The sequence below is a fragment of the Streptomyces sp. NPDC086549 genome, assembly GCF_044746205.1.
Taxonomy (GTDB): Bacteria; Actinomycetota; Actinomycetes; order Streptomycetales; family Streptomycetaceae; genus Streptomyces.
Genome location: NZ_JBIVBS010000019.1, coordinates 126,877 through 146,880 on the forward strand (window position 1 = coordinate 126,877; position 20,004 = coordinate 146,880).

The 20,004-nt window shown below is 73.8% G+C and carries 16 protein-coding genes; 4 read left to right on the top strand and 12 right to left on the bottom strand.

Annotation, left to right across the window (positions count from 1 at the left end; translation table 11 throughout):
• Nucleotides 1–94: 94 nt before the first annotated feature.
• The 4 genes from ACIPSA_RS41405 to ACIPSA_RS41420 form a co-directional block, all read right to left on the bottom strand.
• On the bottom strand, nucleotides 95–2,212 hold the full coding sequence (locus tag ACIPSA_RS41405) for a condensation domain-containing protein (RefSeq protein ID WP_402644815.1): 2,118 nt from the start codon (nucleotides 2,210–2,212) through the stop codon (nucleotides 95–97).
• A gap of 61 nt (nucleotides 2,213–2,273) precedes the next feature.
• Nucleotides 2,274–2,978 carry a response regulator transcription factor gene (locus ACIPSA_RS41410; protein ID WP_402644817.1) on the bottom strand — a complete coding sequence of 235 codons (705 nt, stop codon included), beginning with the start codon at nucleotides 2,976–2,978 and terminating at the stop codon, nucleotides 2,274–2,276.
• Between the two features lie 194 nt (nucleotides 2,979–3,172).
• Nucleotides 3,173–3,811 carry an acyltransferase domain-containing protein gene (locus ACIPSA_RS41415; protein ID WP_402644818.1) on the bottom strand — a complete coding sequence of 213 codons (639 nt, stop codon included), beginning with the start codon at nucleotides 3,809–3,811 and terminating at the stop codon, nucleotides 3,173–3,175.
• A 341-nt stretch (nucleotides 3,812–4,152) separates the two neighbouring features.
• Nucleotides 4,153–4,512 (bottom strand): hypothetical protein, encoded by a 360-nt coding sequence (locus ACIPSA_RS41420; protein WP_402644821.1) that lies wholly within the window; start codon nucleotides 4,510–4,512, stop codon nucleotides 4,153–4,155.
• Nucleotides 4,513–4,964: 452 nt separating this feature from the next.
• Between ACIPSA_RS41420 and ACIPSA_RS41425 the strand changes: the two genes are divergently transcribed.
• The 3 genes from ACIPSA_RS41425 to ACIPSA_RS41435 all read left to right on the top strand — a co-directional run bounded on the left by ACIPSA_RS41425 (nucleotide 4,965) and on the right by ACIPSA_RS41435 (nucleotide 8,663).
• Entirely contained in the window at nucleotides 4,965–5,240 is a 276-nt protein-coding gene (locus ACIPSA_RS41425) for a PqqD family protein (RefSeq protein ID WP_402644823.1), read from the top strand.
• Nucleotides 5,241–5,338: 98 nt separating this feature from the next.
• Nucleotides 5,339–8,305: an AAA family ATPase gene (locus ACIPSA_RS41430; RefSeq protein WP_402644826.1), complete on the top strand. Its 2,967-nt coding sequence runs from the start codon at nucleotides 5,339–5,341 to the stop codon at nucleotides 8,303–8,305.
• Nucleotides 8,306–8,414: 109 nt separating this feature from the next.
• Entirely contained in the window at nucleotides 8,415–8,663 is a 249-nt protein-coding gene (locus ACIPSA_RS41435) for a phosphopantetheine-binding protein (protein ID WP_402644827.1), read from the top strand.
• A 108-nt stretch (nucleotides 8,664–8,771) separates the two neighbouring features.
• Here ACIPSA_RS41435 and ACIPSA_RS41440 read toward each other — a convergent pair whose 3' ends face one another.
• Complete coding sequence (locus tag ACIPSA_RS41440; RefSeq protein ID WP_402644829.1) at nucleotides 8,772–9,593, bottom strand: BTAD domain-containing putative transcriptional regulator; 822 nt, start codon at nucleotides 9,591–9,593, stop codon at nucleotides 8,772–8,774.
• Nucleotides 9,594–9,876: 283 nt separating this feature from the next.
• Here ACIPSA_RS41440 and ACIPSA_RS41445 point away from each other — a divergent pair, with 283 nt between their 5' ends.
• Nucleotides 9,877–10,677 carry a thioesterase II family protein gene (locus ACIPSA_RS41445; RefSeq protein WP_402644832.1) on the top strand — a complete coding sequence of 267 codons (801 nt, stop codon included), beginning with the start codon at nucleotides 9,877–9,879 and terminating at the stop codon, nucleotides 10,675–10,677.
• 179 nt (nucleotides 10,678–10,856) lie between these two features.
• Here the strand turns inward: ACIPSA_RS41445 and ACIPSA_RS41450 are convergent, their stop codons facing one another.
• The 7 genes from ACIPSA_RS41450 to ACIPSA_RS41480 all read right to left on the bottom strand — a co-directional run bounded on the left by ACIPSA_RS41450 (nucleotide 10,857) and on the right by ACIPSA_RS41480 (nucleotide 19,779).
• A complete protein-coding gene (locus tag ACIPSA_RS41450; RefSeq protein ID WP_402644835.1) occupies nucleotides 10,857–11,708 on the bottom strand; it encodes a 4'-phosphopantetheinyl transferase family protein in 852 nt (283 codons plus the stop codon).
• Nucleotides 11,705–13,585 (bottom strand): beta-ketoacyl synthase N-terminal-like domain-containing protein, encoded by a 1,881-nt coding sequence (locus tag ACIPSA_RS41455; protein ID WP_402644838.1) that lies wholly within the window; start codon nucleotides 13,583–13,585, stop codon nucleotides 11,705–11,707. The genes ACIPSA_RS41450 and ACIPSA_RS41455 overlap by 4 nt, the downstream gene beginning before the upstream one ends.
• Before the next feature lie 15 nt (nucleotides 13,586–13,600).
• A complete protein-coding gene (locus ACIPSA_RS41460; RefSeq protein WP_402644840.1) occupies nucleotides 13,601–14,338 on the bottom strand; it encodes a phosphopantetheine-binding protein in 738 nt (245 codons plus the stop codon).
• Between the two features lie 261 nt (nucleotides 14,339–14,599).
• Nucleotides 14,600–15,466, bottom strand: coding sequence for a BTAD domain-containing putative transcriptional regulator (locus tag ACIPSA_RS41465; protein ID WP_402644842.1), 867 nt, complete (start codon nucleotides 15,464–15,466; stop codon nucleotides 14,600–14,602).
• Nucleotides 15,467–15,770: 304 nt separating this feature from the next.
• Nucleotides 15,771–17,363 (bottom strand): acyl-CoA carboxylase subunit beta, encoded by a 1,593-nt coding sequence (locus tag ACIPSA_RS41470; RefSeq protein WP_402644845.1) that lies wholly within the window; start codon nucleotides 17,361–17,363, stop codon nucleotides 15,771–15,773.
• A 36-nt stretch (nucleotides 17,364–17,399) separates the two neighbouring features.
• Complete coding sequence (locus ACIPSA_RS41475; RefSeq protein ID WP_402644847.1) at nucleotides 17,400–17,600, bottom strand: acyl-CoA carboxylase subunit epsilon; 201 nt, start codon at nucleotides 17,598–17,600, stop codon at nucleotides 17,400–17,402.
• A gap of 130 nt (nucleotides 17,601–17,730) precedes the next feature.
• Nucleotides 17,731–19,779, bottom strand: coding sequence for a condensation domain-containing protein (locus ACIPSA_RS41480; protein ID WP_402644849.1), 2,049 nt, complete (start codon nucleotides 19,777–19,779; stop codon nucleotides 17,731–17,733).
• Between the last annotated feature and the right edge of the window lie 225 nt (nucleotides 19,780–20,004).

Sequence of the window (20,004 nt, forward strand, 5' to 3'; positions counted from 1 at the left end):
ACCCGGGGTACAGACTCCGCCCACGCTCTCCCCGACCGCTCTTCGTCCGTGGCCCGTTCGGCCGTGGCCCGTTCGGCCGTGGCCCGGAGGGTGGTCAGGTGCTCACCTCCTGAAGCGTCCTCGCCAGTCCCCGGGCGCCATCCGGGTCGTCGGGGGCGCCGCCGATCACGACGAGGGGCGGGCGTACGCCGGGTGGGGCGATGTGGCGGGCCAGTTCGCAGGCCAGGGCACCGGCTCCGGAGTAGCCGCCGAGGACCAGACGGTCGCCCGAGCCGGCCAGCGCGCCCAGGGCCGCGGCGGCGCGGGCACCGCCCTCGGCGGCGGTGAGACGCAGCGCGGTCAGCGCCTCCGGGCCACGGTAGTGGCGTACGAGCTCCCAGTGCCCGGTACGCGGTGCTCCCGGTACGTCGACCAGGCACACGGTGACCCCGGAGGGCACCGAGGCGAGGCGCAGCGGCACCAGCGGCGCGGCGGACGGGCCGGAGGCGGGACCGGCACCGTCCGGGACTCGAGGCACCACGGCACCCGACAGCCACTCCAGCACGTTCCCGACCGTCGTCGCGGCACCCGCGCGGCACGGCAGGAGCCGCAGCAGTCGCGCGGTGTGCGCCAGCAGCACGCGGGCCGCGCCGCCGTCCACGAGGTCCCGGTCGTACGCGAGGGTGAGGACCAGCCCGCGGCGGGCGTCGTGACCGGCGCGGAGCGCGAGGGCGTATCCGGTCAGAGCCCCGGCGAACTCCCGCTCCTCGACCCGAACGCCCTGCGCGACGAGCGCGTCCCCGAACGCGTCCTCGGGGCGTGGCCCGCAGTCGAAGGCGAGCAGACCGCCGGCCCGCGGCGGGTGTGCCGCGCCCCCGCCGGAGTCTTGGGCCGCGACCCATTCGTAGGCGGCCATGTCCAGGGCCCGGTCCCGCAGTTCGCGCAGCAGCCCGGGTACGTCGAGCGCCGAGTCGAGGGAGACGTCCATGGGCAGCGCGTTCTCGAACGGCCCGGGGGTGCCCTCGATGCCCTCCAGGAGCAGGCCCCGGCCTGCGAAGCCCAGCCCGAAGACGACGTCGGCGGCCCGGGGCGCCGCGCCGGACGCGCGGTACAGGAGCATCGCCCAGACCGCCTGCAGCACGCTGCTCTCCGCGACGCCCCAGCAGGCCGCCCACCGGGCCAGCTGCTCGCTCTCGGCCGGGGACAGGACGGTGCGGTGCAGGCCGGTGCCGCCGCTGCCGCCGCTGCCGACGGGGGCGGGCGGAGCGAGGCGCGGTGCCTCGGCGTCGGGCGACCGGTGGCCGGGCCGCCCCCAGAAGTCGCGGGCCGGACCCAGGTCCTGGCCGCCCAGCCAGCGGGCGCAGTCCCCCAGGTCGGGCCGGCGCTCGCCGCCGGGCAGCACCCCGCCGGCGAGGTAGGCGCGGCAGCACTCCCGCATCAGCAGCCGGACGCTCCAGCTGTCGAGCAGGGCGCGGTGATAGGTGACGAGTATGTCGGTGAAGGGCACCGGTCCGCCCGCCTGCCCGCCCCCGTGCCCGTCCTCGCGGCCCTCCAGCAGGGCCACCCGGAGCAGTCCGGGGCGGCGCAGGTCGAAGCCGCGGGCGCGTTCCCGGGCGCGCACCGCGGCGCTCCGGGCGGCGGTGCCGCAGCTGTGGCGGACCACGTCCGGGGGGCCGTGGTCGAAGACGACGGCGCGCGGGCGCGGGGCCCAGACGAAGGCGGTGCGCAGCACGCTCTCGCGCTCGCTGACGGCATGCCAGGCCGCGGTGAGACGGGCGGTGTCCAGAGGGCCGTACCAGCGCCAGACGAGTTGTTCGACGTGATGGTCCGGGCGGGCCAGGGTGTCGGCGAGCCGCTCCTGCTGCAGGGGGGTGACCGCCTGGGTGCGCGGCAGCGTCCCGCAGGGCCGCGCGAGGGCGCCGGCGTGATGCCCGGGGCCGGGACCGCCGTCCGCCCCGGGGTCCGGCGGCGTGGTGAGCAGGTCGGCGAGCAGACCAATGGGGTACGGCGTCGATTCGCCCTCGCCGGCGGGGAGTTCGACGGTGTGCAGGCCCGGGCCGTGGCGCAGCAGCCGGGGCCGGGGGAGGTGCCGGCCCGGGTGACTCTCGGCAATGAGGTGCAGGGCGCGGTGGAAGACGGCGACGTCCAGCGGGCCGCGTAGTTCCACGGCGCACCGGGCGCCCCGTTCGGTATCGAGTACCGCGCACACTCCGGCGGATCGGTCGCCGCTCATCGCCTCCCCTCCCCCTCCCCCTGCGGAACCCCGTACGGAACGGACGCCTGCTCCCCGCCGCTCAGCAGGGTGGCCGCCGCAGGCCGGTCTCGAAGGCGTAGATGGCCGCGTGGAGGCGATTGGGCAGGCGGAGTTTGTGCAGCATGTTCTGCACGTGCGTCTTGACGGTGTGCGGGGAGAGGGCGAGCGACTCGGCGATCTCCCCGTTGGACAGGCCGCGGGCCAGCAGCTCCAGCACCTGGCACTCGCGTCGGGTCAGCTCGTCGGGGCCGATGCGGGAGACGCGGGGCGCGGGGTGGGCCGACCGCCCCGCCGCGGGGCCGAAGGCGTAGCCGGCCGCCGCGAGGATGACGGCGGAGGCGAGTTGTCCGGCGGTCGCGGTGCCGGGCAACTGGCCGTGGGCGACGGCCGGGGCGTCGGCGGGCTCCGCTCCCCCGAGCACGATCACCTTCACCTCGTCCCCCGCCCGATCGGCCAGGAACGCCTGCTGTTCGCAGGTCAGCGGCCCGTGGACGACGAGGACGTGCGGGCACTGGGTGCGCAGGGCGACGGCGACGCGCGGACCGGGTGTGCTCTCGCCGGTGACATGGATGCCGGGGTGCCCGGTCAGCAGCGTCCGGATGCCGATGCGGACCAGCGGATCGGCGCCCACCACATGAACGCGCACCTGACGCTCCCGCCCCACACCGGGCAGGGCCTGCGCCCCGCGCTCCCCCGACCCGGCCACCGGCGGCAGTACGTGCAGGGTGGCGTGCCGTTCCTCCATGGCTGCCTCCTCACGCTCGGCACCGCCAAGGTAGCCCCGCCGCGCCGCTCACCACCGTTTTCTCCAGCGCTCCCCGAACGGACCCCGACCTGCGCTCGTCCCACCCGCGGCATCCGCCCCGGGGCCTGTCCCCCACCGCCCCCGGCCGGCGCTCCCCTCTCCCCGGCGCGTGTTCGGAGCCGCCGCACGACCGTTCACCCGCGGTCGAGCAGCATCCCGCCCCGGAAGCGCCGCAGTTGGTCCCAGTCGAGGGGGTCGCCGCTGAGGTGGAGGTCGGAGAGGGCGGCGAGGAGAGCGGGTACGTGGTCCACGGCCGCGCCGTCCCCGTAGCGCGGCCCGCACAGCAGGACCCGGCGGAAACCGGCACCGCGCAGGGCCCGTTCGGCGCGCGCGTCGCCGTGCTCACGCGGCCGGCGCCCCGCCACGACCCGCCGTACGGCCTCGTCCAGGCCGAGCACGCCCGTCACGTACGCCGCCGTGAGGCCGCCGGCGCCGTCCCCGGCGACCGCGCCGACCCGGACACCCCAGTCCCGCCACAGGCGGTACAGCGCCACCTGGTACGCGAACAGGGCGGCCCGCCCGAACTCGGCCCGGTACAGCAGCCGGGCGTCGACCCCGTCCTCCGGAGCGAACACGACGGCGGCCAGCGGCAGCGGCAGCCGCTCGTCCACCACCCGGCTCATCGCGTCGAACTCGGCGCGGAACACCGGGAACGTCCCGTACAGCGCCCGCGCCATGGCCGGCCGGACGCTTCGTCCCGCCGCGAACAGCAAGCCCGTGTCGCCCTCCCGGTCGACCACGACCGGCGCACCGGAGACGGCGGATCGCCCCATGGCGCTATTACGCCGTAATAGCCCGGCCCGGCCGGCCCCCGGCAGCCGGGCCATGCCCGCGGGCGCCCGGCTCACGGCCGGCCCCCGCCGACCGGCCACCACGTCGGCACGAGCGCGAACGGCCCCGGCCGGCCCGCACGGCAAGGAGGCCGCCACCCCGGCGTACCGTCGCCTCCGGCCCCACAAGGCGCGCCCGCGGTCCGGGGCCGTCTCGGCGCTGCGGTCATCCGGCGCTCCTCCCGTACGGCGGTTGGGGCCCGACCGTGTCGCGGAGCGCTGGACATGCGCACGAGCCCCGGTCCGGCCCCGCCGGAGCGCGCCGTGTCGCCAACGTACCGCCGTCAGCTCGCCGCCGCCCGCGGGGCCAGCACGTCGTGGAACTCCGCGACCCGGCCGGCCGTGTCGAAGCGGAGCTCCGCGACCAGCGACCAGGCCGCCCGCCCGGCCCGCACGGTCACCCGCAGGGCGACCCCGTCCCCGTCGGCGAGGACGCTCTCGCACGTCAGCCGCAGCCCGGCGGGCAGCGAACGCCCCCGCGGACCACCGGCGTCGGCCCAGTGACGGGTGAGCCGGTTCACCTCGCCCTGGTTGCCCGCCGCGACCAGCGCGAGAGCGATTTCCTTGTTGCGCTCTTGGAGGCAACGGGCGGTGAGGAGTTCGTGCAGGGCCCCGCTGAGGGGCTCGGTCAGCGTCGGCACCATGACCGGACGTCCTTCCTCGTGACTCGTCGTCCCGTGCACCTGTCACCGAGAGGATGCTCGGGCCGGGTGGAGAGGCGTTGGAGGACGGGTGAAACTCGGCAGCCTCCGGACGAATTCCCACTCGGTCTTCCAATGCCTCCGCACAAGCCTTTCGACGGCATTCGGCCAATTCCCCCGCTTTTCGGAAAATAAATTCGGCCGGAATCGTTCACCCGTTCCCCGGCGTCGGGGGCGCAGTGGTGAAACGCGCAGCACACCCCTACATCAAGGCTGTTCGCGCACCACCTTGTAGGGGGTCGGGGCGGTTGCCACGCATGACCGCACGCACCACGATGGATTCGGTGCTCTCGCCGCCCACGGCGCCCCGGGTGACTTTCTTTTCGGGCGTACGTCGCCGCGTACGAAAACGTCGACCGTGAGAGCTGTGGGCCGCTCGCGGGCTGGAGGTACGAGTGCGTGTTCGACCGGTGTCCGGGCTGAGCGTCAACGTCGACGCGCACGGGCGCCTGGACGTAATCCCGGAGCCGGCCGCGCCGGCCCGCCGGGTGCGGTGCGGTCCCGTCGGTACGGCGATGTGGCTCGCCCTGCGCCAGTGCGACGGGGACGTGGCCGCCGCCGCCCGCATGCTGGCGTCGCTTTGGGACACCGAACCCGCCAACGCCCGTGCAGACCTGGACATCTGGGTCGACGAGCTGCGCGACGCCGGTCTGGTGCGCACCGAACTCTGACCCGCCCCGACGGGATTCCGCCACGGCTCGACCACCCTTATAGGGGGTCTGCCCAGGCTGGTCCAGGTTAGGGGTGGACCAACCGAGACGGGGCGACTATGACGTTGGTCGGCAGGACTGCGGCGACAAGGACGTTGACCGACTCCCTCGCGGACTGCATCGAGGGCCACTCCCGCACCGTCCTGGTCGAAGGACCCACGGGGTGCGGCAAGAGCGCCCTCGTCCACGTGGTGGTCGAGCAGGCCGCGGCCGCCGGTGCCATGGTACTGAGCGCGACGGGCTTCCCCGCCGAGCGCCGGACGCCGTACGGGGTGCTGCGCCAGCTCGTGGGCAGCCACCGCGGGCTCACGCTGCCGGAGGGCGCCGCCGACTGCGCGCCGCGCATCGAGGACATGCAGGCCTTCTGCACCGAGCTGCGGGAGATGAGCGAGGACACCGCGGTGGTGCTGTGCGTGGACGACGTGCACCACGCCGACGACGAGTCCCTCGCCTTCCTCCAGTACCTCGCGCGGTATGCGCGCCCGGCCCGCATCCTGCTGGTCGTCGCCGGCACGGTCCACCACGAGGCGGGCCACCCCGCCTTCGCGACGGAGCTGATGCGCCAGCCGACGTTCCGCCGCATCCGGACCGAGCGTCTCACCCCGGCAGAGGTGAGCGCCCTCGCCGAGGCCACGGGCTGCCGGGAACAGGCCTCCTCCCTCTACGAGTCCAGCGGCGGCAACCCCCTCCTGCTCCGCGCCCTGCTGGAGGAACACACCCACCCCGCCACGGGAACCCCCCGCTGGACCGCCGACACGGCCCACCCCCTCCCGAGCGCCCCGTGGCCCGCCGAAGACCGTTCCGCCACCGGCGACTCCCCCGCACCCCCCGAGAACCGCCGCACGACCCGCAACGGCCGAGCGGCCGACGGCCGCACCACCGGGACCGGCCCGTGGCCCACCGACGACGACCTCACCCTCATGAGCACCTCGTGGGCAACCGACGGGCACCGGTCCGCCCCCGAAGGCACCCGCCCTGACCCCTTCGCCGGCATCCGGCCCGGCCCCGAGCCCGCCGGCCGCGCACCGGCCGGGCAGCTCCCGGCCGCCGCCTCGCGCACCGCGGAGGCCACCTGTGCCGCGGCCGCCGGGACCGCGGCCGTTCCCGAGCCCGACGGCCCCTTCGTCCAGGCCGTATGCGCCTGCCTGCACCGCGCCGGCCCCACCGCCGCACTGGTCGCGCAGGCCGCCGCGCTGCTGGACGAGGCCGCCACGCCGGAGCGGATCGCGGAGCTGGCCGGGATCGCGCCGCCCGCCGCGCGGCAGAGCCTCGCCGGCCTGGAGAGCGCGGGCCTCGCGGCCGGCACCCGCTTCCCGCACCCGGCGGTCCGCGGCGCGGTCCTGAGCGGACTCTCTCCCACCGGACTGGTCACCCTGCACCGCCACGCCGCCCTGCTGCTGCACCGGCAGGGCCGGCCGGCAGCCGAGGCGGCCGGACATCTGCTGTCCGCCGCGGCCCTGTCCGGCGCCCCCTGGTCCGCCTCCGGCACGGAGACGGAGTTACTGTGCGACGCGGCCGAGAGCCGTCTGGCCGCCGACGACGGCCGCGGGGCGCTGAGCCTGCTCGAACTGGCCCACCAGGTGTGTGCCGACGACCGGCAGCGGGACACCGTGGCGGTCCGTCTGGCCCGAGTCGCCTGGCGCTTCGACCCGGCCGCCGCCGAGCGCCTGGTCGCCGGCCCGCTCGCCGCGCTCCGCTCCGGCCGCCGGGACGGCGAACCCGCCCAGCCGCTCGCCCAGTTGCTGCTCCTCCAGGGCCGGATCACGGACGCGGCCGAACTGCTGCGCGACGGTGAGGCGGAGGGCGAGGAGTCGGGTGCCTCACCCCTGGACGTGGTGATCGACGCCGGTTCCGTGGCCGCCGAACGGCTGCTGCGCTCGGCCTCGCCGACCGAGGCGACCATGACGCCCGTTGTGCAGGCCCTGCGCTCGCTGGTGCTGTCCGACCACCCCGAGCGGGCCGTGCCCTGGAGCCGGACCCTGCTGGAGGACGCGGAGCGGCGCGACGCGCCGGGCTGGGCCGCGGTGTTCGCCACGCTGCACGCGCAGGCGCTCCTGCGCATCGGTGACCTGGCCGAGGCCTGCGCCTACGCGAGCCGGGCCCTGGACGCGCTCCCGGAGCGGGGCGGCGGGGCGTTCCCGTACGCGGCGACCGCGGTGCTGATCCGCGCCCACAGCGCCATGGGCCACTACACGGAGGCCTCCCGGCTGTGCGACCGTCCGGTGCACCGCGGGCTGCTGGACAGCTTGCACGGCCTGGCCTTCCTGCACGCCCGCGGACTGCACCACCTGACGGGCAACCAGCCACAGGCCGCGCTCACCGACTTCCTGACGATCGGCCGCGTCATGCAGGCCCAGGGCATCGACCGGCCCGCCTGCCTGCCGTGGCGCAGCGAAGCAGCCCAGGCCCTGCTGCGCCTGGGCAAGCCGCAGCAGGCCGAGCGTCTGGTGCTGCAGCAGCTGGCGCTGCCCGACGGCCGCCATCCCTGGGTGCGGGGCATCTCGCTGCACCAGCGGGCGCTGACCGCGGGCTCCGCCCGGCAGCGCGTCACACTGCTGGAGCAGGCCGTCGACGAGCTGCACCGCTCGGGCGACCGGCTGGCCACCGCCCGCGCGATGGCGGACCTCGGCCGGACGCGGCAGTCGGAGGCGGGTGCGCCGATGAAGGGCACGGCGACGATCAGGGCGGCGTGGAACCTGGCAAAGGAGTGCGGGGCCACGGCGCTGTGCAAGGAGATCCTGCCCGACGCCCCGCTCACCGACCAGGCACCGGACCGGACGGACCGTCCCGGTGCCGAGCGGCCGGAGAGCCGGCTGAGCAGCTCCGAACAGCGGGTCGCGACACTCGCGGCCCAGGGTCTGACGAACCGTGAGATCTCCGCGAAGCTCTACCTCACGGTCAGCACCGTCGAGCAGCACCTGACGAAGGTGTACCGCAAGCTGCAGATCAACGGCCGCGGGGACCTTCCGGTCGACCTGGCCCTGGGCGGTGCCGCACCGGCCGGCCGAGTGGTTAGGGGTGGCTAACGGGTTCCCCTGCCCGTGCGGCCGGTATTGGCTCGACTGTAAAACACCTGAACGACAAGCCCTGGCACGAAGACACCGACGAACCGACACACAGAGGGTGGGGTCACCAATGGCGTGGGACGAGAAGTTCGAGGAACTGCTGCGCGACTACCTGCCGTTCCTCGACGCGGACGAACCGCTTGAGGCCGACACGGACCTGCGCGACTCGGGCCTGGACTCGCTGGGCGCGGTCGAACTGCTGGGCTCGCTGGAGAACACCTACGACGTCCGTTTCGTGGACGAGGCGCTGTCACTGGACACGTTCGCCACTCCGGCGGTCCTGTGGGAGACGGTCACCCGGCTGCAGACGGCCGGCTGACACACGGAGGACGACGCGCCAAAGCCGCCGTCTCCGGACGGCGGCACGGCGGTGCGGCTGTACGTCGGTGGCACGACATGCCGCGGGTGACGGACCCGCGGCATGTCGTCATGCCGCGAACAGATCGAACGTCGAGGAGCGGCGCGGCCCCGCCAGCACGTCCAGCTGCGGGTCGACCGCCAGCATGGCCTGGTGCATGCGCTGCAACTGCGGCGAGGGCTCGACACCCAGTTCGTCGATGAGCCGCATCCGCAGCCGACGGTAGACCTCGAGCGCGGTGGCCTGCCGGCCCGACCGGTACAGCGCCACCATGACCTGCGAGTGCAGCCCCTCGTGATGCGGGTGCCTGGCCCTCAGTTCGGTGAGCTCCGCGATCAGTTCGGAGTGCCTGCCCAGTCGCAGATCGGCGTCGATGCGCCGCTCCACGGTGACCAGCCGGCTCTCCTGGAGCCGCATCACCTCGATGTCGAGGACGGGTCCCGTCTTCACATCGACCAGCGGCCCGCCGGTCCACAGGTCGAGGGACGCGCGGAAACGGGCGGCGGACACCTCGTTGTCCCCGGCCTCGAACGCGATCTGTCCCTCCCGCGCCAGCTTTTCGTACTGGTGTACGTCAACACAGTCCTCGTCTATCTGCAGCAGGTACCCCCCGTGCCGGGTGGCGAGGACGTCCTTGGCTCCCGCCGGCGAGCCGGGGCCCATCGCCGTACCGAGCCGCCTGCGCAGCTGGAGTATGTACGTCTGCAGGGTCGTCAGCGCGCTCGGCGGAGGTTCTGTGCCCCAGAGTTCCTCCATGAGCGTGGGGACGGGCATGACCCGTCCCGGATAGAGCGCCAGCAGCGACAGAATCTGTCGCGGCTTGCCGGCCGTCGGAACGATTGATCCCCCGTTGACCTCGGCACTCAACGGACCCAGAACCTGAATCTTCACGGTGGCCTCCGCACCTCGTCGAGTTCCTTGTCCAGTTCCTTTCGGTGGCCAGAATTCTCCGCCGTCACGCACGCTAGCCGTGTCCGTGCCCCTCAAGCGATTTCCTGTAGCGGTCTTCTAGCGGCATTCCAAGTTCGGTGTTGCGCATGGCGTTCGACTCACTCAAGAACACTTGTACTGGCGCTGGAAGTGAACTCCGGGTTCCGGACCGAATGTCAGATCGATGGATATCCTTGCGGTGCCCACGCTCATTTGTCGGCACGCCGACGCGAACGGAGTCCCGATGGAAGCGCCCGGTTCTGCACCACGCGTCGGCGGGCGGCCCGCTGCGGCCCCCGCGGTGCGCCTCTACGTGTTCCCGCACGCGGGCGGCTCCGGGCTGATGTACCAGAACTGGCCGGCCCTGTTCCCGCCCGGTTGGCGGGTGGTGGCGCTGGACGCGCCCGGCCACGGAACTCTGATGGGGCAGCCGCCGCTCAGCGACGGTGACGCCCTGGTCGGTCACTACCTCGACCGCCTGGGCCCCGAACTGGACGGCTCCGACGCGCCGTTCGCGTTCTTCGGGCACAGCATGGGCGCCCTCGTCGCGTACGAACTCACTCGCCGTCTGGTGGCCGACGGCCGCACGGTGCCGGTGTGGCTGGGCCTGTCGGCGTGCGGTGCGCCGCGGGCCGACGCCCCGCCGGTCCCGATCCGGACGCGCGAGCTGTCCGACGAGGAACTACGGCGCCAGGTGGCCCGGTTGGGCGGCACGCCACCGAAGGTGCTGGACCACCCGGGTCTGTGGCGGCACTTCGCGCCGGTCATCCGCGCCGATCTGCGGCTGGTGGAGACCTGGCGGCCCGCCCCCGCCGACACGCCCCTGCCGGTGCCGGTGTCCTTGTTCGGCGGCGCGCGGGACGCGGTGGTGGGCCTGGACGCCCTCGAACGATGGGCGGAGCGCTGCGGGCGGCTGCTGGCGGTGCACGTCTTCCCGGGCGGCCACTTCTACTTCCACGACGCCCCGGAGGCCCTCACCGACGCGGTGGTCATCGGAGTCGCCACGGCCCTGCGGACGCCTTCCGCGCCGCTCGCCGGCCGCTGAGAGATCCCGCACCGGAAACGAGGGCGGGCAGACACCCCACCGCCGCTCCTCCCCCATTCGGTGAGGGCCGCACCCCTTTTCCGCCCCCTCTTTTCACCCCTGATCCCCCGACGGAATTCCGGGAGCGGAACCCCTGGCCAAGAAATCTCTTTCTCGGGACCCCTGTTCTGTTACCGGGTTCAAATCCCCTGATCCGGCGGTCCGCCCACCGGTTCGGGCAGCGCGATGGTGTGCGGTGCGGCCCGGCCCCAGGGAAATCCGCGGTGCAGCTGCAGCACGGGGGAGAGCTGTTCGTCCGCCGGTACGGCAACGGCGGCCAGGACGTCCGGCACCGGCTCCAGCTCCAGGAACCGCCACCGCCCGGACCGGTCGTCGGCGGGCGGCCGGAAGGCGAGCACCCCGCGGTCATCGGCCAGGGTGAAGGAGAACTCGTCGAAGGGCAGTCCGAGGCCCAGTCCGCGGGCCTTGGAGTACGCCTCCTTCAGCGTCCACAGCCTGAGCACCCGGCGGTCCCGGGCCCGGCCCGCGGGCCCGCCGAGCGCCCATGCCTGCTCCTCGGGGGCGAAGGTGCGCACAATGGTCTCGATGGCCTGCGCGTCCCGGTCGAGTCCCTCGACGTCCACGCCGATACGGTGCCTGCGGACGATGCCGAGCAGGTTGTAGCCGCCGGCGTGGGAGAGGTTGAAGTCCAGATGCGAGCCACCGCGCGGCAGTCCGCCGGGCAGCGGCTGGAGGAACGGACGGCCGCGCGAGGAGCGCCAGATGACCAGTTCGGCCTCGGCAAGCCCGGCCTCCAGCGCCAGCGCCCGCCGGACCAGGGTGTGGGCGACGAGGTACTGACGGCGGTCGCGTTCGAAGAGGAACCGGGCGGCGGTCTCCCGCTCCCGGTCGTCGAGCCAGTGCGCGGCCAGGACCCCGGCCATGGCCGGTGCCAGGTCTTCGTTGGGGCAGATCCACAGCTTGACCGGCGCGACCGTCTCCTGGAGCGATGAGGGTCCGGCGCTGTAGGACTCGGGTGCGGTGATCGTCATGATGTCGGCCCGTCCGTGTTCGGGCCGCCGATCCACAGCGGACGGCGCAGCATCGCGGTCGGGGGCAGCGGCACCACCGGAGCGGGCTCCTTCGCATCGCCCGGGGTCACGTCGACGCCGGCCAGCCACAACCGCGCCAGCGCCTCCAGCCGACGGCCCCGCCACAGGGCCGCCAGATACTCCTCGGTCTCGGGCAGCTCCACGATCAGCGGCGCCCGCCCGGCCCGGCCCCGGAGATCGACGGCGCGCACACCACCGGCGGCGCGGAAGACGGCCGTGAGCCCGCCGCCGTCAGCGCCCGGGACGGTCGTCGCGGACGCGGCCCCCGGGTCCGTGGCGAACGCGGCGAGCGAGGTGGCCAGTTCGGCAGTCGTGCGGGCGGCCACCACGAGCCGGCAGGGCAGGGTGGCGCGGCCCAGGCTCAGTTCGCGGGCGACGGCGGCCAGGTCGGGGACCGAGCCCGGGGATCCGCCCGGCGGTGCCAGTGCGGCGGCGAGCCGTCCGGCGGTGCGGGCCAGGTGCTCCGGGGTCGGCGCCGACAGCAGGACCAGCTCCTCGCGCCGCTCGGCGGCGGACGGCCGTGCAGGGGGCCCGGTACGCGGGTACTCCTCCAGGACCGCCCCTGCCAAGGTGCCGCTCGCACCGCACACGGTGACCGAGGCCCGTCGGGGCAGTTCGCGACCCTCGTCGTCCCGCCGGCGCGGCCATTCGGTGGCCGACGCGCCGCGCTCGGCCAGCAGGGTGGCGTGCCGCAGCTGCAGCACCGCGCGGACCAGCGCGGCGAGACCGGTGGCCGCCCCCGCGTCGCCGACGGCGGCCGTCGTGGTGGCCCTGGTCTCCCGCAGGGCGATGCTCGAAGCGTCGACGCCGGCCACGGCGAGTGCCCGCCGCGCCACCCGCTCGGCGTCACGGTCCGTACCGCGCCCGGTGTGCCCGACGGCGCTGGCGCGGACGACGGCGTGGACGGTGTCACCAGCGGCCCGCGCGGCGGCGAGCGGCCGCAGCAGCACGGCGCCCACGCCCTCGGTACGGTCGGCCCCGTGCCGGGCGGGATGCAGCCGCAGGTCGACCGCCCCGACGAGGGCCGCCGCACACTCCCCCGCCCGCAGCGCACCGAGCGCCAGGTGCAGCGCGGTGAGGAAGGAGGCCTCGCCGGTGTCGACCCCCTGGCTCGGCCCTCGCAGATCAAGCAGCCCGGACACCCGCCCGGCCGGATCCCCACTCGCCAACAGCCCGACCGCCTCCGCCGCACCACACCCCTCGACGCCCGGCTCACCCCGCGCTTCGCCCCGCTGCCCGAAGTCCCGCTCGGCCGCCAGGACGGCGTAGTCCGCCGGGCCGGCCGCCACGTAGAGGCCGATGCTGCGCGGCTCTCCGTCGGCAGCGGTGAGCGCGTCGAGCCGGGCCCCGGCGTATCCGGCGGTCTCAAGGGTGTGCCAGACGGTTTCCAGGAGCAGCCGCTCCTGAGGATCCATCAGCGCCGCTTGCCGCGGTTCCAGTCCGAAGAAGTCCGCGTCGAACTCGTCGACGCCGTCGAGGAAACGGCCCGACCACCCCGGCCCGCCGTCGGGTCGCCCGGGCGGCGGCGCCGAGGTCCCGTCACGTCCGTCGAGCTGGTCGCGCCAGAGGGCATCGAGGCCGGAGGCGTGCGGAAAGCGCGCGTACAGGGCCGTGATCGCATACCGGTGGGCCCCGCCGTCGTCGCCCCCTCCGCCCGCCGGCACGGACGTCAGGGCGCGTGCCGGCGGGGGTTCGGGCGCGACCGGCGGCACTGCGGGGGCCGCCGGGACGAGAAGCGCTCCGGTGAGCAGGGCGACCGCCTGCTCCCGAGGCAGGACGCCGCTCTTGAAGCGGGTGAGGATCTCTCTGTTGTCCATGTGCCGCTACCCGCCTCAGGCGGCCCGGTCCGTCAGCAGGGCGGCCGCCTCGTCGACGCTGAGCCGGTCGTCGCGGACCGCGTCGAGGAGCGCGTCCAACTCGTCCGCCGACAGCAGCGACCGCCGCGCGGCACCGGCCTCCGTCCTCTCCTGCGGCCCCGGCGCCGCCGGTGCGGCCGTCCCGGCCGGGGGCAGCACCGGCGTTCCGGTCACCAGGCCCGGCGAGCGGGAGGCGACGTAGGACGCCATGGCGGCGAGGCTCGGGTGCTCGTAGACGGTGACGGGCCGCTCGGTGAGGCCGTACGCGCGGTTGATGCCGGCCATGAACTCCGCGGCCAGGATGGAGTCGATGCCCACCTCGGCGAAGGCCGCGCCGGGGTCGATCTCCCAGGGCGCACAGTGCAGGATCCGCGCCAGTTGCTCGCGCAGCACCTGGAGCACCACGGCGGCGGCGCCGGGGTCCTGGGCGGGCGGCCGGGGCCCGGCCCCCGAGCGGGCATCCTCGACATGGCGGGCGAGCGCGGCCGGGGTCGCGTGGTCGTAGAGCTCCGCGGCGGCGATCCGGATGCCGAAGTGGTTGTTGACGGCCGTCACGAACTCGACGGTGAGCATGGAGTCGAGGCCGAGGATCTGGAAGGGCTGCTCCGGGTCGATCCGGTCGGGTTCGACGTGCAGGACACCGGCCAGCACGGCCGTGAGCTCCGCGAGGAGTTCGCCCGGCGCACCGGAAGGTGCCGTCGGCTCACTGCTCATGGTGGATGCCTCCAAGGGTCGGTGCCGTTCTCCCGGGACGGGACCGGTCCTCCCGCCCACGGCTGGTGCTCCTTGCACGAACGTCTGCACCCGCACGGGCTGTTGCCACCGCCCGTGCACGGCTTCCGTTCCCGCACGGACCGTCGCTGCCGCCCGTAGACGGATTGTGGCTGTCCCCGCCCGCCCCCGCATCGCCGTACGAGACGGTCCGCCGAGCGCCGCCTCACTCCCCGGAGGGAGCCCGGCCACTCCCGGGAGGGATCAGCGCGTCGGAGCCAGCGGGCCGCCCTGCGGAACCTGCGGTCCGGCGCCGGGCGCCGCCGGACCGAGCGAGCTCTCCGGCGCGGCCATCAGGATCGAGTGCTGCAGCCGACGCAGCCGCGGCGACGGCTCCAGGCCCAGGTCCCGCCCGAGGGTGGTGCGCAGCTGCTGGTAGACGGCGAGCGCCTCACCACGTCGGCCGGAGCGGTGCAGAGCGAGCATGAACTGGGCGTGCAGGGTCTCGTGGGTGCGGTATCGGCTCGTCAGCACGGTGAGCTCGGCCAGCACTTCGCGGTGCCGGCCGAGCCGCAGGTCGGCCTCGATGCGCTGGTCCAGCGCGCACAGCCGGCTCTCGTCGAGGCGCTTGGCCTCCATGGAGAGCTGTACACCGGTCTGCACGTCGGCGAAGGCGGTCCCGGACCACAGGTCCAGGGCGGAGCTCAGCGTGCGGGAGGCGCCCGCGAAGTCGCCCGCGTCCATGGCCCGGTAGCCCGTGCCGGCCAGCCGCTCGAACTCACGGACGTCGCTGGTCCCGCCGCCGGAGGAGAGCAGATACCCGCCGGGCAGGGTCAGCAGCACGTCCTTGGCGGTGCGCCGCTCGGGCTCGGCGCCGGGCTCCGGCCCGCCGTCGTGCGCGAGTGCCGCGGCGATGAGCTCGCGCAGCTGGAGTACGTATGTCTGCAGGGTGGTGCGCGCGCTGCGCGGCGGCTTGCCCGACCACAGCTCCTCTATGAGCGAGGCGACCGGCACCACCCGGTCGGCGTGCAGTGCCAGTAGCGCCAGGACCTGCCGCGGCTTCGGCGCTGTCGGGGCGATGGACACCCCGTTCTCCCTCACGTCCAGTGCGCCCAGTACGTCGATGTCCACGCCGTCTCCCTAGTCCGCGTGCGCTGCTGGCACTCCACGATTAAAAAACAGCACGAGCGGTATGTCAATACCAAACCGTGTGTTCTGTTTTTAACAACTCGCTAGCAACGGTGAAGCGAACCTCAACACCATCACTCACCTGCGAACACTCTCGCGCAACAGGCGAGTTGATGCTTCAGCGCACCACATCTCGGGAACTATGCTCCGCTTCGTCCCGAGCCAGAGCTCAGCCCGCAGCCCGTCATAACAGACCGCGGACGGGCTTTTCGGTTGCGCTAAACAAACCCCCTGGTCTCTCAGGTTGTCACTGCGGGGGGTTGCCGTGCTTGCGGGACGGCAGCTCGGCGTGCTTGAGGTGCAGCATCGCCAGGGACTTGATGAGCACCCGGCGGGTGTCCGCGGGGTCGATGACGTCGTCGACCAGGCCGCGCTCCGCCGCGTAGTACGGGTGCATGAGCTGGGCCTTGTACTCGCCGACCATCTTCTGCCGCATGGCCTCGGAATCCTCGGCCTCGGCGATCTGCCGCCGGAAGATGACGTTCGCAGCGCCCTCGGCACCCATGACGGCGATCTCGTTGGTCGGCCAGGCGTACGTCAGGTCCGCGCCGATGGACTGGCTGTCCATGACGATGTAGGCACCGCCGTACGCCTTGCGCAGGATGAGCGAGATCCTCGGCACCGTCGCGTTGCAGTACGCGTACAGCAGCTTCGCGCCGTGCCGGATGATCCCGCCGTGTTCCTGGTCGACCCCGGGCAGGAAGCCGGGCACGTCGAGCAGGGTCACGATGGGGATGTTGAAGGCGTCGCACATCTGGACGAAGCGCGCCGCCTTCTCACTCGCCTCGATGTCCAGCACCCCGGCGAGGGTCTGCGGCTGGTTGGCGACGATGCCGACCGCGTGCCCGTCGAGCCGGGCGAGGGCGCAGATGATGTTGCGGGCCCAGCGCTCGTGGACCTCCAGGTACTCGCCGTCGTCGACGATCTCCTCGATGACCCGGGTCATGTCGTACGGCCGGTTGCCGTCGAGCGGCACCAGGTCGAGCAGCGCCTCGCCACGCCGGTCGGCGGGGTCCGAGCACGCCACGTGCGGGGGGTTCTCGCGGTTGTTCTGCGGGAGGAGCGAGATGAGGTAGCGCACCTCGTGGATGCAGGTCTCCTCGTCGTCGTACGCAAAGTGGCAGACACCGCTCGTCTCGGCGTGGACATCCGCGCCGCCGAGCCCGTTCTGGCTGATCTCCTCACCGGTGACGGCCTTGACGACGTCCGGGCCGGTGATGAACATCTGGGACGTCTCACGGACCATGAACACGAAGTCCGTCAACGCCGGGCTGTAGGCGGCACCGCCCGCGCACGGGCCGAGCATCACGCTGATCTGCGGGATGACGCCCGACGCCTTGGTGTTGCGCTGGAAGATGCCGCCGTACCCGGCGAGGGCCGAGACACCTTCCTGAATACGCGCGCCGGCGCCGTCGTTGAGCGAGACGAGCGGAGCGCCGGCCGCGATGGCCATGTCCATGATCTTGTGGATCTTCGTCGCGTGGGCCTCGCCCAGCGCGCCGCCGAAGATCCGGAAGTCGTGGGCGTACACGAAGACCGTACGGCCCTCCACCGTGCCCCAGCCGGTGATCACACCGTCCGTGTACGGCTTCTTCGCCTCCAGGCCGAACCCCGTCGCACGATGCCGGCGCAGCTGCTCGACCTCCTGGAAGGAACCCGGGTCCAGGAGCAGCTCGATGCGCTCCCGGGCCGTCAGCTTGCCCTTGGCGTGCTGCGCCTCGGTCGCCTTCTCACTGGGGCCCGCCAGCGCCCGCGCACGGGTCTCGTGCAGCTCGGCGACCCGGCCGCGGATGTCGGCCGGACCGGCCTCGGCCGCGGCGGGGGCAATCGTCATCGACATCTCGTCAGATCCTTTTCTGAGGGCCGGAGCATCCCGTCACTGCCAGCTGCGCGATCCCTGGTGGCTCTCCGGCCGTCGCCACCACCGGGAACCGTTGACCGGCCGCTTGTCCCGGTCCTCGTCCGCCGCCCGGCCGCGCAGTGCGAGCAGTACGACGGTGAGCGCGGCCAGTTCCTCGTCGCTCGCCCAACCACGCTCGACACGCAGGGCCGGCTCGTCACGGTCCGTGTCGCCCATGCCGCCTCCTCCAGCGTTTCGGCCACCGTCGGACATGCCGCTCAAGAGCAGGTCTCGGCCCGCTCGAAGCACGGTCGACCCGCGTCCGGTCCGCCGGGAGCCGGTCCGAGGGACAGCCCTCCAACGGCCGTCACACACTGCGCGCACGTACGGCCCGCAGGGCCTGGGACAGCGCGTGTGCGCTCTCCGCAGCACCCCCGACGCCGGTCATGACCACGGCCGGCGCCTCACCCGTCTCCCTCGCCGCACGACGGGCGATCTCGTAGGCGGCCCGCCCGGCGGGCCCGGCCCCGCACACAACCAACCTCCGCCCGGGACCCAGCAGTTCGTACAGGGCGGTGGGCGACATGCCCGCCGGACCCGCCACGCTGACCGACACGATCCGCTCCGGGCCCTCGTACTCGCGCGCCAGCAGCTCGTAGGCGCCGGGCGTGACCCCCGGGACCGCGACCAGACAGACGACGTCCGCCTGCGGTTCCCCGGCCCGCAGCACGGCCAGCGCGAGATGGCCTCCCCCGGGCCCGGGACGCGTCATCCTGGGCACCTCGGAGGTCCGCAGCAGGTTCAGCACGTCGGCGACGGTGGCCTGTTCGTCGTAGTGGTCGGGCAGACGGCGCAGCAGCTGCAGGCACTGCGACAGCGTCCCGGAGGCGTCGGTGTCCGCGAACCGGGCGCGGTCGTACAGGGCGGTGAGCACCAGCCCGCCCTCGGCGTCGTAGTGCGCGACGAGGGTGACCGGCAGGATCGTGTCGCCGCTGGCGCTCTGCGGGACGCCCACCCGGATGCCCTGCGCCGCAAGTTCGGTCCGCAGGTTCTCCGGCAGCTCGGGGTGGTTGTCGAAGCGGACGGTGGTCTCTGTGAGGTCGGCGTCGCCCGCGTTGCCGCTCCACTCCCGGATACGGTCGCCGGAGACCCATGCGTAGGGGTTCAGGTCGAGCGCGGCATCGCGTACCTGGAGCAACAGCTCCAGCAGGGGCGCGGCGGGGTCGACGGTGACCGTCATCGGCAGCGGGTTGCCCAGCAGCCCGGGAATGCCGGCCGCGGCCCGCAGCGACATGTCCCGGCCGGAGAGGTGCACGCCGAAGGCGACCGGAAGCGGCCCGTCGACACCTGCCGCACGGTACAGCAGCAGGGCCCACACCACATGCAGCGCGCTGCTCTCCCCCGCTCCCCAGACCGCCGCCCACGAGCGCAGCCGGGCGGTCTGCGGCGGCCGCAGACGACGCTGGATCCGCCCGGCGCCGTCGGTGTGCCGGGGCGGCCCGCCGGGGCGACCGGGGCTGACGGCCGCGTCGGGGGGCGGCGCGGCGGCCGCCCAGAACTCCCGGGCGGCGCCTGGATCCTGACGGTCCAGCCACTGGGAGTGGTCGCGGATGTCGGGCCGCCGGTCGCCGCCGGGCAGTACGCCGCCGGAGAGGTACGAGCGGTAGAACTCCTGTACGAGAAGACGGGCGCCGCGCTCGTCGAGCAGGGCCCGGTGGTAGGTCACCAGCACCCGGGTCGGCGACCGTCCGACCCCCGTCGTGTCCGGCGGCCCGTCCAGCAGGGACACCCGCAGCAGCCCCGGCCGGTACAGCTCGAAGCCACGTGCCCGGTCCTGCCGGAGCAGTTCGCTCCAGCCGACGGCGGTATGCACATGGCGTACGACCTCCACGACCGCCCGGTCGTGGATCACCAGCCGCGCGGCGCCCGCCCAGTCGAAGGACGCCCGCAGCACGACCTCCCGTTCGGCGACGGACTGCCAGGCGGTGATGAAGCGGGTGAGGTCCAGCGGCCCCGACCAGTCCCAGAACAGCTGCTCCACATGGCGGCCGGGCCCGCCCCGCCCGGCCACGGCCGCGAGCAGCAGCTCGCGCTGGTGCCCGGTCACGGCGACCGTGCCGCCCGAGGGCGGTGTCACCAGGTCGGCCACCAGCTCCGCGGTGAGCGGGCCCCCGTCGCCCACCGGGCCGACCGGGGTCAGGCGCAGGAGGTGCCGACCGGACCGCTCGTCGTGCGACGCGTCGTCCAGTTCGATGTCGTACCCGCGATGGCGTTCGGCGATGCGGGCCGCGACCGCCTCGGCCTCGGCGGCGCCGAGCCCGCACAGCTCGAAGACGAGCGGCGACCAGGACTGCGTGCCGAACGGCTCGTGGACCAGCGCGAGGACGGCGCCCGCGTGCGAGTGATGACTGCTCATCCGCTCCCCCGGGCGCCGGGTACCCCTGCCACGACAAGGCAGACCGGCCCCCTGACCTCCATTTCGAATCGTTTCTGCACAGCTCGTCCCGACAGCGTTCGCAGACGCGTCACGAGTTTCCGCACGGTCGGCTGCGGCCCACCGGCAGCACGGTGCCCACGCACGCGGTCACCGTCGCGGGTTCTGTCCGGGGGGCGGCGTCCGCCGGGGCGCCCCGGGCCTTCG